Here is a 12,731-nt window from a genome sequence, read left to right as displayed (position 1 = left end):
CGGCCTGTTGACCGCACACCGTGAAGTACTATCAGGCGCGATCAACCGTAAAGGCAATCACATCACCCAACTGCTCGGCCCCCAGCGCCAGCATCACCAGACGGTCAACACCCAGCGCCACGCCGGAGCAATCTGGCAGACCGGCTTTCAGGGCCTCCAGCAGATTGGTATCAATCGGCTGCTGCGGCAGGCCACGCGCATTACGCTTGCGGTTGTCCTGCTCAAAGCGCTGCTGCTGTTCGCGAGCATCGGTCAGTTCGTGGAACCCGTTCGCCAGCTCAATGCCTTTGTAGTAAACCTCAAAGCGTTCCGCCACGCGGTGATCTTCGGTGCTGATCTGCGCCAGAGAAGCCTGGCTTGCCGGGAAGTGGTAAACAAAAGCAGGCCGGTCTTTGCCAATCTGCGGCTCAACGCCAAAGGTGAACAGCAGTTGCAGCAGCGTATCGCGGTCTTCTTCAGTATCCGCCACGTTGCTTAAATCAAGCTTAGCCGCCACTTCACGCAACTGCGTTTTGTCGGCTGACAGCGGATCAATTTCCAGATAGCGCTGGAACGCCTGTTGATAGGAGAGCGTTTCGGCTTCCGCGCAATCCAGTACCTGTTGCAGCAGATCGTCCACCTCATTCATCAGGCGGTACATATCATAATGCGGGCGATACCACTCCAGCATGGTGAATTCCGGGTTATGGTGACGTCCCATCTCTTCATTGCGGAAGCTGCGGCACAGCTGATACACCGGGCCACAGCCCGCAGCCAGCAGGCGCTTCATGTGGTATTCCGGGCTGGTCATCAGATACAGATTCATGCCCTGTGAATGGCCAGGACCAACAAAACGGGTTTCGAACGGGACCAAATGAATATCGGTAACCGTTGCCTGACTCATGCACGGCGTTTCCACCTCAAGTACACCGCGATCGGCAAAGAAACGGCGGATCTCCGCCATAATTGCTGCGCGTTTTAACAAATTAGGGATGGACGCGCTCGGCTGCCAGGTGGCCGTTTCGCTCATGAGTTCTTCTCCGATTTCACACAAGGGCACGAAGTCTACTCGTTAGCGGAGACAGAGACAAATTTTGCGCAGTAAATTAGCGGATTTCATTTAAGGCGATTATTTCGTGACGCAATTCATCAATCACAATGATAAATCACTGCACATAACAGCAAAAAAATCGAACACGTCAAATTTCCCTCACATCCACGCGGTTATACTGTTTTACCCATAAAGGAGCAGTGGAAACGCTTTCGCGATAGCCCGTCCGGGCAGGTGAGCTACCTTTAGTTCATCGCATTGCGAAATAACAAAAACCTGGAGGAATGTCGTGCAAACTTTTCAAGCCGATCTTGCCGTTATAGGCGCTGGCGGTGCTGGATTACGTGCTGCAATTGCAGCCGCTCAGGCTAATCCAAACGCTAAAATCGCACTGATTTCAAAAGTCTACCCTATGCGCAGCCACACGGTTGCCGCTGAAGGGGGTTCCGCCGCCGTCGCGCAGGATCATGATAGCTTCGAATACCATTTCCACGACACGGTTGCAGGGGGCGACTGGCTTTGCGAACAGGATGTCGTTGACTACTTCGTGCACCATTGTCCAACGGAAATGACCCAGCTCGAACAGTGGGGATGCCCGTGGAGTCGCCGCCCGGATGGCAGCGTGAACGTTCGCCGCTTCGGCGGGATGAAAATCGAACGCACCTGGTTTGCCGCCGATAAAACCGGCTTCCACATGCTACATACCCTGTTCCAGACCTCCCTTCAGTTCCCACAAATTCAGCGCTTTGATGAACATTTCGTTCTCGACATCCTCGTGGATGACGGTGAAGCGCGCGGTCTGGTGGCGATGAACATGATGGAAGGCACACTGGTACAAATCCGCGCGAAAGCCGTGGTGATGGCAACCGGCGGCGCTGGCCGTGTTTACCGCTACAACACCAACGGCGGGATCGTCACCGGCGACGGGATGGGTATGGCGCTCAGCCACGGCGTACCACTGCGTGATATGGAGTTTGTCCAGTATCACCCGACTGGCCTGCCGGGTTCTGGCATTCTGATGACGGAAGGTTGCCGTGGTGAAGGCGGGATTCTGGTCAACAAAAACGGCTACCGCTATTTGCAGGATTACGGCATGGGCCCGGAAACCCCGCTCGGCGAGCCGAAGAACAAATATATGGAGCTTGGCCCACGCGACAAAGTGTCCCAGGCTTTCTGGCACGAGTGGCGTAAAGGCAACACCATCCCTACCCCACGCGGCGATGTGGTCTACCTCGACTTGCGTCACCTGGGCGAGAAGAAATTACTGGAACGTCTGCCGTTCATCTGTGAACTGTCAAAAGCCTATGTGGGCGTCGATCCGGTGAAAGAGCCGATTCCGGTGCGTCCAACCGCGCACTACACCATGGGCGGCATCGAAACCGATCAGCAGTGTGAAACCCGTATCAAAGGCCTGTTCGCCGTGGGCGAGTGTTCCTCCGTGGGCCTGCATGGCGCCAACCGTCTGGGATCGAACTCACTGGCAGAGCTGGTCGTCTTTGGTCGCATGGCGGGCGAGCGCGCGATGGAGCGTGCCGCCACAGCGGGCGAAGCCAACAGCGCCGCCCTGGATGCACAGGTTGCAGACGTTGAAAAACGCCTGAAAGACCTCGTCAACCAGGAAGGTAACGAAAACTGGTCGAAAATCCGCGATGAAATGGGCCTGTCGATGGAAGAAGGCTGCGGTATTTACCGTACGCCAGAGCTGATGCAAAAAACCGTCGATAAGCTGGCGGAGTTGCAGGAGCGCTTCAAGCGTGTGCGTATCACCGATACCTCCAGCGTGTTCAACACCGACCTGCTGTACACCATTGAACTGGGACACGGCCTGAACGTGGCCGAATGTATGGCGCACTCTGCGCTGGCCCGTAAAGAGTCACGCGGCGCCCATCAGCGTCTGGATGAAGGCTGCACCGAACGTGACGATGTCAACTTCCTGAAACACACTCTCGCCTGGCGCGATGCGGATGGGACCACGCGTCTGGACTACAGCGACGTGAAGATCACCACATTGCCGCCGGCGAAACGCGTTTACGGTGCAGAAGCAGAAGCCGCCGAGAAGAAGGAGAAGGCGAATGGCTGAGATGCAAAAACTGAAAGTTGAAGTGGTGCGCTACAACCCGGAAGTGGACTCCGCCCCGCACAGCGCTTTCTACGAAGTGCCTTACGACGAGCAAACCTCCCTGCTGGATGCGCTCGGCTACATTAAAGACAACCTGGCACCAGACCTGAGCTACCGCTGGTCCTGCCGTATGGCAATTTGCGGCTCCTGCGGCATGATGGTCAACAAGGTGCCAAAGCTGGCCTGTAAGACCTTCCTGCGGGAATACACCAAAGGTATCAAGGTTGAAGCGCTGGGCAACTTCCCGATCGAGCGCGATCTGGTGGTCGATATGACCCACTTTATCGAAAGCCTGGAAGCAATTAAGCCGTACATCATCGGCAACCCGCGCACACCGGATCAGGGGCCAAACACCCAGACCCCGGCGCAGATGGCGAAATACCATCAGTTCTCCGGCTGCATCAACTGCGGCCTGTGCTATGCCGCCTGTCCGCAGTTCGGTCTGAATAAAGAGTTCATCGGCCCGGCGGCCATTACCCTGGCGCATCGCTATAACGAAGACAGCCGCGACCACGGTAAAAAAGAACGTATGGCGCAACTTAACAGCCAGAACGGCGTCTGGAGCTGTACTTTTGTCGGTTACTGCTCCGAAGTCTGTCCGAAGCATGTCGATCCGGCCGCCGCCATTCAGCAGGGTAAAGTTGAAAGCTCGAAAGACTTTCTTATCGCTACCCTGAAACCACGCTAAGGAGTGCATGATGACGACTAAACGCAAAGCCTACGTGCGGCCAATGCCGTCCACCTGGTGGAAAAATCTGCCGTTTTATCGCTTCTATATGCTGCGTGAAGGCACGGCTGTACCGGCGGTCTGGTTTAGCATTGAACTGATGTACGGAGTGTTTGCCCTCAAACATGGCCCGGAAACCTGGGCGAATTTTGTGGGCTTCCTGCAAAACCCGATTGTGGTGATCCTGAACCTTCTCGTGCTTGCAGCGGCGCTGCTTCATACTAAAACCTGGTTTGAACTGGCACCAAAAGCGGCGAATATCATCGTAAAAGGCGAGAAAATGGGGCCAGAGCCGGTCATTAAAGGGCTGTGGGCAGTGACGGCGATAGTCACTGTGGTCATTCTGTTTGTCGCACTGTTCCGGTAAGGAGACTACTGTGATCAATCCAAATCCAAAACGTTCAGACGAGCCGGTCTTCTGGGGTCTGTTTGGCGCAGGCGGCATGTGGAGCGCCATCATCGCGCCGGTTATCATCCTGCTGGTTGGCATTATGCTGCCGCTGGGGCTGTTCCCGGGCGATGCGCTTGGCTACGATCGCGTGCTGGCGTTTGCGGGCAGCTTTATTGGCCGCGTATTCATCTTCCTGATGATTGTCCTGCCGCTGTGGTGTGGTCTGCATCGTATTCACCATGCGATGCATGACCTGAAAATCCATGTCCCGAGCGGCAAATGGGTCTTCTACGGTCTGGCAACCATTCTGACCGTGGTCACGCTGATTGCCGTGGTCACCATCTGAATAAAAAGGCCCGCCATCCGGCGGTAATGCTTGTCAGTTAAGCACGGTGCAGGGTTCCGTTCACCTTAATACTCGCAGAAAATAATTCGTTCAGAACACGTGAACGGGATAAGGGGGCCGCCGCGGCCCCCTTATCAATCCCCGCGGCCCGCAAAGAAATCGGTGCTTCGCACTGCGCTCACCTCACGACCCTCTGCCTGCGGTCGGCTCGACTCGACATCCTGTCTCATTTCGCCTCTGGCCGCCATCCATGGCGTCCAGCCCTTGTCATCCGTTCTCCGGTTCGCCGATTTCTGCGGGACTCAACATCCGTGCCATTTTCAGGCCGCAGAGAAGGTTGAAGGTTCGTGAGTCCGGCTGAAAATCGCCGAAGCGTTTCCTGAAGGCCGGGGCGACGCGCAGGGATGCGCGGCGAGGGCGGATTTACAGGGACGTTACCTCCGCCCGTCCCCGATAAGCCGGAAGGAATAAGCTGAGGGTACCGCGAAGCGGCGAGTTTCTTTGCCGGGAGCCGGGATTGCTAAGGGGGCGGCGGCAGCCCCCTTAGCACGTTCACCGCAGCGGATTATGCAGGTAGCAGGAAAGCCTAAGTGAACGGAACGATGCCACTCAAATAGCAGAGTGGTTTAATATCGCTTAACTGACTGGCATTACCGCCATCCGGCGGGCCTTTTTATTTCTGCATCTTCCCCACCAGCCACTGCGCAAACTCGTGCATTGCCGGTGTTTCAGTCCGTGACTGCAATCGCGTTAGCCAGTAACTGCCCAGATCGATCTGCGTGGCAAACGGCTGCACGATACGCTCGCTATTCAGCAGATGGGCAAACATGTCGACCGGTGCGATGGCAATCCCCACGCCCGCCTGCGCGGCTTCCAGCATGGTAACGGATGAATCAAACACCATAACCCGATGTGTCGGTGAAGGTGGTGGTTCGCCTGCGGCCTGCATCCATGCCGACCATTCATCACGTCGATAGGAACGCAGAAGGGTAAATTTCAGAATATCAGCGGGCGCGTGCAGCCTGTCGGCGAACTCCGGCGAGCAAAGAGGAGCCAGCGGCGCTGCGCAAAGAAAAATGGCCTCAGTGCCATGCCATGCACCTCCACCGTAGCGGATCGCGTAATCCAGCCCTTCGGCGGCCGGATCGACCCGGTTGTTATGCGTGGAAAGCTGGAGGTCAATATGCGGGTAACTGCGGCGAAAATCCTCAAGCAGCGGAAATAAACAGCCGGTAGCGAAGGTCCCGACAACGCCAATTTTGAGTTTTTCCTGCGCCCGATGACGGCTAAAGCGGTCCAGCATTCCGGCAATGCGATCAAAAGAGTCGTTCAGCACCGGCAATAAATTCTCACCTTCCGTAGTCAACATCAGGCCACGAGAGACGCGCACGAACAGCTGGCAGTTAAGGTGCTGCTCCAGTGCTTTCACCTGCTGGCTAATGGCGGAATGGGTGACATTCAGCTCAATCGCCGCATGAGTAAAGCTGAGGTGCCTGGCGGCGGCTTCGAATGCACGAAGCGAATTAAGGGGAATATAGCTGCGCGTCATGGTCTTGCCCGTTAGAAAAATTAACATCTCCTGCTAAATTTAACCGTTTGTCATGCACAGTCAAATCCAACAGACTACGCTCGTCTGATGGGCCCGGACATTCCCTTGACTCGCTATTACGGAAGATATCTCATGAAAAAATCACTTTGCTGCGCTCTGCTGCTCACCGCCTCCTGTTCAGCCCTTGCCGGGACGATGTCAGAAAAACAGTTAGCTGATGTGGTTGAACGCACCGTGACTCCCCTGATGAAAGCGCAGGCCATCCCCGGTATGGCGGTAGCGGTTATTTATCAGGGCAAACCGCACTATTTCACCTTCGGGGAAGCCGATGTCGCGGCTCGCGTGCCCGTCACACAACAGACGTTATTCGAGCTGGGCTCCATCAGTAAAACCTTCACCGGCGTACTGGGAGGCGATGCCGTTGCCCGCCATGAAATTTCACTGAGCGACCCGGCAACACAATACTGGCCTGAACTGACAGGCAAACAGTGGCAGGGGATCCGTCTGCTGGATCTGGCAACCTACACCGCCGGTGGCCTGCCCTTACAAGTTCCGGATGAGGTCACTGACAACGCTTCGCTGCTGAATTTCTACCAGCACTGGCAGCCCCAGTGGAAACCCGGGACAACGCGCCTTTATGCGAACGCCAGTATTGGCCTTTTCGGCGCGCTGGCGGTTAAACCTTCCGGTATGAGTTTTGAGCAGGCCATGACCACGCGTGTGTTTCAGCCGCTGAAGCTGGCACATACCTGGATTACGGTTCCGAAATCGGAAGAGAAACATTACGCCTGGGGCTATCGTGACGGCAAACCGGTTCATGTTTCGCCTGGAATGCTGGATGCGCAAGCCTATGGCGTGAAGACGAATATCCAGGATATGTCCCGCTGGGTGATGGCCAACATGGCACCAGATACCGTCGCAGACGCGTCTCTTAAGCAAGGTATTGCCCTTGCGCAGTCTCGCTACTGGCGGGTTGGCTCAATGTATCAGGGACTGGGCTGGGAAATGCTGAACTGGCCCGTGGACGCTAAAACGGTAGTGGATGGCAGTGATAACAAGATTGCACTGGCACCCTTACCTGCGGCAGAAGTCACTCCGCCTGCGCCACCGGTAAAAGCCTCATGGGTGCATAAAACGGGGTCAACCGGTGGTTTTGGCGGTTACGTTGCGTTTATTCCTGAACAGCAGCTCGGCATCGTGATGCTGGCGAACAAAAGCTATCCGAATCCGGCAAGGGTAGAGACAGCGTACCGTATTTTGAGCGCGCTACAGTAAAACAGTGCCGGGTGGCGTTAGGGTATGAACCGGAAACATGGGTAACACTTTAGACCGGATACATGGGTAACAGTTATAACTGGCATAGAAGAGGAGACTCGCTATGCCCTGGACTGAGACCCAACCTATGCAACGCCTTGATTTTATCCGTGCCTGCCATGCAGGTACGGCCTCCTTCTCCGCTCTTTGCCGTCTTTTTGGTATCAGCCGTAAAACCGGCTACAAATGGCTTGAACGTTTTGACCCTTCTGACCTGTCATCCCTCTCTGACCAGTCGCGCGCTCCGCATTCCCACTCCCGGACAGTTCCTGATGATATCGTCGGGCATCTGACTGCCCTGCGTCAGAAACACCCTGACTGGGGGCCGAAAAAACTGCGGATGTGGTTGCTCAATCACCATGTCGATTTTGCCGTACCTGCCGCCAGTACTATCGGCGATATCCTCAAGCGTGAAGGGCTGGTTCCGGATAAAAAGAGAAAACGCAGAACACCGGGTAATCGCCAGCCGCTGACCACCATCAGTGAGAACAATCAGGTCTGGAGTGCTGATTTTAAAGGCAAATTCAGGTTGCTGAGCGGGGAGTACTGCCATCCCTTCACTCTGACCGACAATCACAGCCGGTATCTGCTGTGCTGCCGGGGAACACACCGGGAGAGTGAGCCCTTTGTCAGAGCGTGCCTGACTGATGCATTCCTGGAATATGGTCTGCCGGAAGTGCTCAGAACCGATAACGGTCAACCTTTCGCGGGAACAGGCATAGCCGGATTAAGCCGTCTTGCAGTCTGGCTAATCAAGCTGGGCATCAGGCCGGAACGTATCAGAAAGGGACACCCGGAAGAGAATGGCCGCCATGAACGAATGCACCGCTCCCTGAAAAGTGCGGTGAAATATGGCAACACCTTCATGACGATGGAAGAACAACAGCGGTGGTTCAGTGACTACCGGGAAGAGTTTAACCACGAGAGGCCGCATGAAGCCCTGGCAGGTGCAACGCCCGGAACGGTGTGGCAACCCTCGGGCCGACACTGGGATGGCAGAGTGCCTGAATATGTTTATCCGACAGGGGGCATGGTCTACAGGGTGAAATCGAGGGGAACACTGTATATGGGAAAAAAGGGGACCGTGTTCCTGAGTGAAGCACTGACTGGTGAGTACATAATGCTGAAAGAACAAGATGATGGCCTGGAAGCCATCATCTTTAATGGAATAACACTTGCGTACTACGACAGTAAAACCCAGAGTGTGCTCCGGATAGACTAAAAGTGTTACCTATGTTCCCGGTCTGATCTGTCACCTATGTATCCGGTCATACATTAGCGCTACCCGGCAAAACACATCGCGGTAAACCCACATTTTCCTTGCCCTCATCTACACTTAACAAAAAACCGGTAAGGAAACACCTATGCGCATTCTGCCTGTTATCGCCGCAGTGACAGCCGCGTTTTTAGTGGTTGCCTGTAGCTCTCCGACCCCACCAGCGGGTATCACCGTCGTCAACAATTTCGATGCACAGCGATTCCTCGGAACGTGGTATGAAATTGCCCGTTTTGATCACCGTTTTGAGCGGGGTTTGCAGAAAGTCACCGCGAACTATAGCTCGATGGATGATGGCGGGATTCAGGTGATTAATCGCGGCTATAACCCTGACCGCGGCATGTGGCAACAGGCGATTGGACAAGCCTACTTTACCGGCAGCCCCAATCGGGCGGCGCTTAAAGTCTCTTTCTTTGGTCCCTTCTATGGCGGGTATAACGTGATAGCCCTGGACAGAGAATACCGTCATGCGCTGGTCTGCGGGCCGGATCGCGACTACCTCTGGATACTCTCCCGCACACCAACCATCTCCAGTGAAATGAAACAGCAGATGCTGGACGTCGCGACCCGGCAGGGGTTTGATGTGACGAAATTAATCTGGGTGGAACAACCCCATTAATGTGCGCTGAGTTTTAAACCAATAATTCCGGCGACAATCAAGGCGAGGCTGGCGATACGTGCCAGACTCGCCGATTCACCCAGCAGCAAAATCCCCGTAATTGCCGCCCCGACAGCGCCAATCCCCGTCCAGACGGCATAAGCCGTGCCTACCGGCAGCGTGCGCATCGCCCACGACAGCAGCGCAATACTGACAACCATCGCAGTAACGGTAATCAGGCTGGGCATCAGACGGGTAAAGCCGTGGGTGTACTTCAGACCGATTGCCCAAACAACCTCAAGCAAACCGGCAATGACAAGAATAATCCAGGACATATCTGGCTCCTTAACTTAAATGCAAGTTGGGGCCGTCCCCGATGAACAGATGCGCTTACGGGTCGTCCCGCAAGGCAGAGATTAGGTGGCATATTTTGGTTAACGACCGATTTTTTTTCAATCCATTTATGCTGAAGTTGTTAAGGCAAGAAATAGCCGCAGTATGGCGCGTAGTTCAGGCATTTATCACTCATCCGACTTCTCTATGATGATGTGCTTTCTGATGGCAGGAAGCCAAACCACTAGCCGACTGCGAAAAAAATATGTTCAAAATTCTTTTGATTGACCGTTGTCACTTCACCCGCGCTGGGTTTGAAGCATGGCTCAATCATTCTGGCCTGTTCCCGGGCAACTATGTTGTGACCGGTTTGAATAATCTTTTCCTGGCCCGGGAGCACATCCTACAGTGGAAGCCAACGTTGGTGATTGCTGATTTACACGGCTTCAAACAGGATATTCACCATTTCCAGCAGCTCTCTTCTTTACTGAAATCCTGCGAAACGCTGCCCTTTATTTTGTTGCAGTCGGGCGAAGAACAAGAGATGGCAAATTACCTGGAGCAGTTCCCGGTCTGGTCCTGTCTGTTGAAAAATGCCGGGCTCGAACAGCTGGCCACGGTGATTAACGATGCGCTGACATCCTGCGCCAGCATTGAAATACCGCAAATCGCAGCACCGCTATTAACCCGCCAGGAAGAGAAAGTGCTCACACTGTGGATGGATGGCGCAAGCAATCAGAAGATTGCCAGCCATTTGAGCATCAACGGGAAAACGGTTTATACCTACAAACGCAACATCCGTATGAAACTGCATATGGATACACGTTTTTCGCCGTTTTTATCCCTGCAAGAAGTGGAGAATTGACGGTACGAGGAGATCTACACGACGTACCGTCTTAATATCATTAGTTCTGCGCTTTTGTTGCTGCACCAGAAATTGCGCTACCACCTTCAGAAATATCCTGACCGACGCCACGCGTGGTATTACAGGCGGTTAAAACTGAAGAAAGTACCAGGACAGAAAAGATCGCTGCAATTGTCTTCTTAACCATAATATCTTCCTTTTATAGCCAAAGTTATTGTGTTGATAGCAACTTAAGGATAGACAAAATCCCGTCATTTGACGGTTCAGGAAGCGATTTTAGGAGAATTAGACGAAATTAGCTGGCTGCGTGAGAAATCACATGGCCAAGATCTTTGATATCTTCGCCGACACCGCGTGCGGTATTACACCCGGAAAGGAACGCGCCGGACAGCGCCAACAGAAGCAGAATTTTAACGGTACGTTTCATCATCCCTGCCTGCAAAAAAACAGGCGCAGCGGGCGCTGCGCCATTAATCATTTACATGAATTACTTCACGCGGGATACGTATTCGCCGGAGCGGGTATCCACTTTGATCACTTCGCCAGTCTGTACGAACAGTGGAACTTTAACCACTGCACCGGTAGACAGTTTAGCTGGCTTGCCGCCAGTACCTGCGGTGTCACCCTTCAGACCTGGATCGGTTTCAACGATTTCCAGCTCTACGAAGTTTGGTGGGGTCACAGAGATAGGCTGGCCGTTCCACAGGGTCACGATACACTCAGCCTGATCCAGCAGCCATTTAGCGCTGTCACCTACTGCTTTCTCGTCAGCAGACAGCTGTTCGAAAGTAGAGTTGTTCATGAAGTGATAGAACTCACCGTCGTTGTAGAGGTAAGTCAGGTTCATATCGACAACATCGGCACCTTCAGCAGAGTCAGTAGACTTGAAGGTTTTTTCTACACGGGTACCGGTCAGCAGGCGACGCAGCTTAACACGCGCGAATGCCTGGCCTTTACCTGGTTTAACGAATTCGCTGGCTTCAACCGCATACGGTTCGCCGTCCATCATGATTTTAAGACCAGCACGAAAATCGTTGCTATAGTACGTTGCCATAAGGCCCTCTAAATTTGTTAACTGGTAGCTAAGCCACAAAATGGCGCATATTGTAACCCTAAACACCCCGTCCAGAGAAGATTGGTTATCGCAACTTGCCGATGTAATCACCAGTCCTGATGAATTACTGCGTCTTTTAGACCTGGAAACCCATGAGAACTTGCTCGCCGGCCGTGAGGCCAAACGCCTATTTCCCCTGCGTGTTCCTCGCGCATTTGTGGCGCGCATGGAGAAAGGCAACCCTGACGATCCACTGCTAAAACAAACGCTTACTGTTCAGGATGAGTTTGTGACTGCGCCAGGCTTCAGCACCGATCCACTGGAGGAACAGAACAGCGTTGTGCCCGGTTTACTGCATAAGTATTTGAACCGCGCATTGCTGCTGGTAAAAGGCGGCTGCGCCGTAAATTGTCGCTATTGCTTCCGCCGACACTTCCCGTATGCCGAAAATCAAGGGAACAAGCGTAACTGGCAGGTCGCGCTGGACTACATTGCCGCGCATCCTGAGCTGGATGAGATTATCTTTTCCGGTGGCGATCCGCTGATGGCAAAAGATCATGAGCTGGACTGGCTGATAACCCAGCTCGAGAGTATTCCTCATATCAAACGTCTGCGGATCCATAGCCGTTTGCCGATTGTTATCCCGACCCGCATTACGGACGAACTGGCCGCCCGGTTTGAGCGCTCTTCCCTGCAAATTCTGCTGGTGAATCACATTAACCATGCCAACGAAATAGATCAGGATTTTCGTATGGCGATGGCGAGATTGCGCAAGGCTGGCGTAACGTTGCTGAACCAGAGCGTGCTACTGCGTGGAGTAAACGATAATGCCCGCGCGCTGGCGAATCTGAGCAATGCGCTATTTGATGCAGGGGTAATGCCTTACTACATTCACGTGCTGGATAAAGTCCAGGGCGCTGCACATTTCATGGTGTCAGATGAGGAAGCAAGAGCGATTATGCGTGAATTGCTGACACTGGTATCAGGCTATATGGTACCTAAGCTGGCGCGTGAGATTGGCGGCGAACCAAGCAAGACGCCACTGGATTTGCAGCTAAAGCAGAAGTAAAAAGGCAGGTGGCGCTACGCTTACCAGCCCTACGGGGGCCGGGCGTAGCGCTATCCGCAA

The 12,731-nt window shown here is 54.0% G+C and carries 15 protein-coding genes; 9 read left to right on the top strand and 6 right to left on the bottom strand.

Going from position 1 to position 12,731, the window contains the following annotated elements; all coding sequences use genetic code 11:
- Positions 1-31: 31 nt before the first annotated feature.
- Positions 32-1,009, bottom strand: a complete 978-nt coding sequence (gene epmA / locus ACT9TW_RS07190) for an elongation factor P--(R)-beta-lysine ligase (protein WP_182063366.1) — start codon at positions 1,007-1,009, stop codon at positions 32-34.
- Positions 1,010-1,319: 310 nt separating this feature from the next.
- Between epmA and frdA the strand changes: the two genes are divergently transcribed.
- The 4 genes from frdA to frdD are packed head-to-tail and all read left to right on the top strand — an operon-like array spanning position 1,320 to position 4,613.
- Positions 1,320-3,110 carry a fumarate reductase (quinol) flavoprotein subunit gene (gene frdA, locus ACT9TW_RS07185; protein ID WP_182063365.1) on the top strand — a complete coding sequence of 597 codons (1,791 nt, stop codon included), beginning with the start codon at positions 1,320-1,322 and terminating at the stop codon, positions 3,108-3,110.
- Positions 3,103-3,837, top strand: coding sequence for a succinate dehydrogenase/fumarate reductase iron-sulfur subunit (locus tag ACT9TW_RS07180; RefSeq protein ID WP_182063364.1), 735 nt, complete (start codon positions 3,103-3,105; stop codon positions 3,835-3,837). Before frdA ends, ACT9TW_RS07180 begins: the two co-directional genes overlap by 8 nt.
- Positions 3,838-3,847: 10 nt before the next feature.
- Positions 3,848-4,243: a fumarate reductase subunit FrdC gene (gene frdC / locus ACT9TW_RS07175; RefSeq protein WP_446492696.1), complete on the top strand. Its 396-nt coding sequence runs from the start codon at positions 3,848-3,850 to the stop codon at positions 4,241-4,243.
- 10 nt (positions 4,244-4,253) lie between these two features.
- Positions 4,254-4,613, top strand: a complete 360-nt coding sequence (gene frdD, locus ACT9TW_RS07170) for a fumarate reductase subunit FrdD (protein WP_182063362.1) — start codon at positions 4,254-4,256, stop codon at positions 4,611-4,613.
- A 673-nt stretch (positions 4,614-5,286) separates the two neighbouring features.
- Here frdD and ampR read toward each other — a convergent pair.
- Positions 5,287-6,162, bottom strand: a complete 876-nt coding sequence (gene ampR / locus ACT9TW_RS07165) for a LysR family transcriptional regulator AmpR (RefSeq protein WP_446492695.1) — start codon at positions 6,160-6,162, stop codon at positions 5,287-5,289.
- A gap of 132 nt (positions 6,163-6,294) precedes the next feature.
- On the opposite strand from ampR, the gene ampC reads away from it, so the two are divergent.
- The 3 genes from ampC (at position 6,295) to ACT9TW_RS07150 (ending at position 9,371) form a co-directional block, all read left to right on the top strand.
- Positions 6,295-7,437, top strand: coding sequence for a CMY2/MIR/ACT/EC family class C beta-lactamase (gene ampC / locus ACT9TW_RS07160; protein ID WP_446491981.1), 1,143 nt, complete (start codon positions 6,295-6,297; stop codon positions 7,435-7,437).
- 103 nt (positions 7,438-7,540) lie between these two features.
- Positions 7,541-8,698 carry a DDE-type integrase/transposase/recombinase gene (locus tag ACT9TW_RS07155; RefSeq protein ID WP_315685889.1) on the top strand — a complete coding sequence of 386 codons (1,158 nt, stop codon included), beginning with the start codon at positions 7,541-7,543 and terminating at the stop codon, positions 8,696-8,698.
- A 142-nt stretch (positions 8,699-8,840) separates the two neighbouring features.
- Positions 8,841-9,371 (top strand): lipocalin family protein, encoded by a 531-nt coding sequence (locus ACT9TW_RS07150; RefSeq protein WP_446491980.1) that lies wholly within the window; start codon positions 8,841-8,843, stop codon positions 9,369-9,371.
- Here ACT9TW_RS07150 and sugE read toward each other — a convergent pair.
- The gene (gene sugE, locus ACT9TW_RS07145; protein WP_014068595.1) at positions 9,368-9,685 is read right to left on the bottom strand and encodes a quaternary ammonium compound efflux SMR transporter SugE; all 318 of its coding nucleotides are present in this window, start codon (positions 9,683-9,685) and stop codon (positions 9,368-9,370) included. The genes ACT9TW_RS07150 and sugE overlap by 4 nt on opposite strands.
- Positions 9,686-9,948: 263 nt before the next feature.
- Between sugE and ACT9TW_RS07140 the strand changes: the two genes are divergently transcribed.
- Positions 9,949-10,548 (top strand): LuxR C-terminal-related transcriptional regulator, encoded by a 600-nt coding sequence (locus ACT9TW_RS07140; protein WP_182063358.1) that lies wholly within the window; start codon positions 9,949-9,951, stop codon positions 10,546-10,548.
- Positions 10,549-10,588: 40 nt separating this feature from the next.
- Here the strand turns inward: ACT9TW_RS07140 and ecnB are convergent, their stop codons facing one another.
- The 3 genes from ecnB to efp form a co-directional block, all read right to left on the bottom strand.
- Positions 10,589-10,735 carry a lipoprotein toxin entericidin B gene (gene ecnB, locus ACT9TW_RS07135; RefSeq protein ID WP_014068593.1) on the bottom strand — a complete coding sequence of 49 codons (147 nt, stop codon included), beginning with the start codon at positions 10,733-10,735 and terminating at the stop codon, positions 10,589-10,591.
- A gap of 108 nt (positions 10,736-10,843) precedes the next feature.
- Positions 10,844-10,975 carry an entericidin A/B family lipoprotein gene (locus tag ACT9TW_RS07130; protein WP_041161986.1) on the bottom strand — a complete coding sequence of 44 codons (132 nt, stop codon included), beginning with the start codon at positions 10,973-10,975 and terminating at the stop codon, positions 10,844-10,846.
- Between the two features lie 60 nt (positions 10,976-11,035).
- A complete protein-coding gene (efp, locus tag ACT9TW_RS07125; RefSeq protein ID WP_182063357.1) occupies positions 11,036-11,602 on the bottom strand; it encodes an elongation factor P in 567 nt (188 codons plus the stop codon).
- Between the two features lie 40 nt (positions 11,603-11,642).
- Here efp and epmB point away from each other — a divergent pair, with 40 nt between their 5' ends.
- Positions 11,643-12,671: an EF-P beta-lysylation protein EpmB gene (epmB, locus tag ACT9TW_RS07120; protein WP_446491979.1), complete on the top strand. Its 1,029-nt coding sequence runs from the start codon at positions 11,643-11,645 to the stop codon at positions 12,669-12,671.
- The last annotated feature ends 60 nt before the right edge of the window (positions 12,672-12,731 follow it).

The organism is Enterobacter sp. C4G1 (assembly GCF_052886895.1).
Note: the sequence above shows the minus strand (reverse complement) of the source record. Positions and strands in the feature narration are given on the sequence as shown.

What these genes read in the sequence shown, in the direction of transcription:
- frdC (WP_446492696.1), top strand. Translation starts at nt 3,848, where the DNA reads ATGACGACTAAACGCAAAGCCTACGTGCGGCCAATGCCGTCCACCTGG.
- ACT9TW_RS07155 (WP_315685889.1), top strand. Translation starts at nt 7,541, where the DNA reads ATGCCCTGGACTGAGACCCAACCTATGCAACGCCTTGATTTTATCCGT.
- sugE (WP_014068595.1), bottom strand. Translation starts at nt 9,685, where the DNA reads ATGTCCTGGATTATTCTTGTCATTGCCGGTTTGCTTGAGGTTGTTTGG.
- epmA (WP_182063366.1), bottom strand. Translation starts at nt 1,009, where the DNA reads ATGAGCGAAACGGCCACCTGGCAGCCGAGCGCGTCCATCCCTAATTTG.
- epmB (WP_446491979.1), top strand. Translation starts at nt 11,643, where the DNA reads ATGGCGCATATTGTAACCCTAAACACCCCGTCCAGAGAAGATTGGTTA.
- ACT9TW_RS07180 (WP_182063364.1), top strand. Translation starts at nt 3,103, where the DNA reads ATGGCTGAGATGCAAAAACTGAAAGTTGAAGTGGTGCGCTACAACCCG.
- ACT9TW_RS07130 (WP_041161986.1), bottom strand. Translation starts at nt 10,975, where the DNA reads ATGAAACGTACCGTTAAAATTCTGCTTCTGTTGGCGCTGTCCGGCGCG.
- ampC (WP_446491981.1), top strand. Translation starts at nt 6,295, where the DNA reads ATGAAAAAATCACTTTGCTGCGCTCTGCTGCTCACCGCCTCCTGTTCA.
- ACT9TW_RS07150 (WP_446491980.1), top strand. Translation starts at nt 8,841, where the DNA reads ATGCGCATTCTGCCTGTTATCGCCGCAGTGACAGCCGCGTTTTTAGTG.
- ecnB (WP_014068593.1), bottom strand. Translation starts at nt 10,735, where the DNA reads ATGGTTAAGAAGACAATTGCAGCGATCTTTTCTGTCCTGGTACTTTCT.
- efp (WP_182063357.1), bottom strand. Translation starts at nt 11,602, where the DNA reads ATGGCAACGTACTATAGCAACGATTTTCGTGCTGGTCTTAAAATCATG.
- ampR (WP_446492695.1), bottom strand. Translation starts at nt 6,162, where the DNA reads ATGACGCGCAGCTATATTCCCCTTAATTCGCTTCGTGCATTCGAAGCC.
- ACT9TW_RS07140 (WP_182063358.1), top strand. Translation starts at nt 9,949, where the DNA reads ATGTTCAAAATTCTTTTGATTGACCGTTGTCACTTCACCCGCGCTGGG.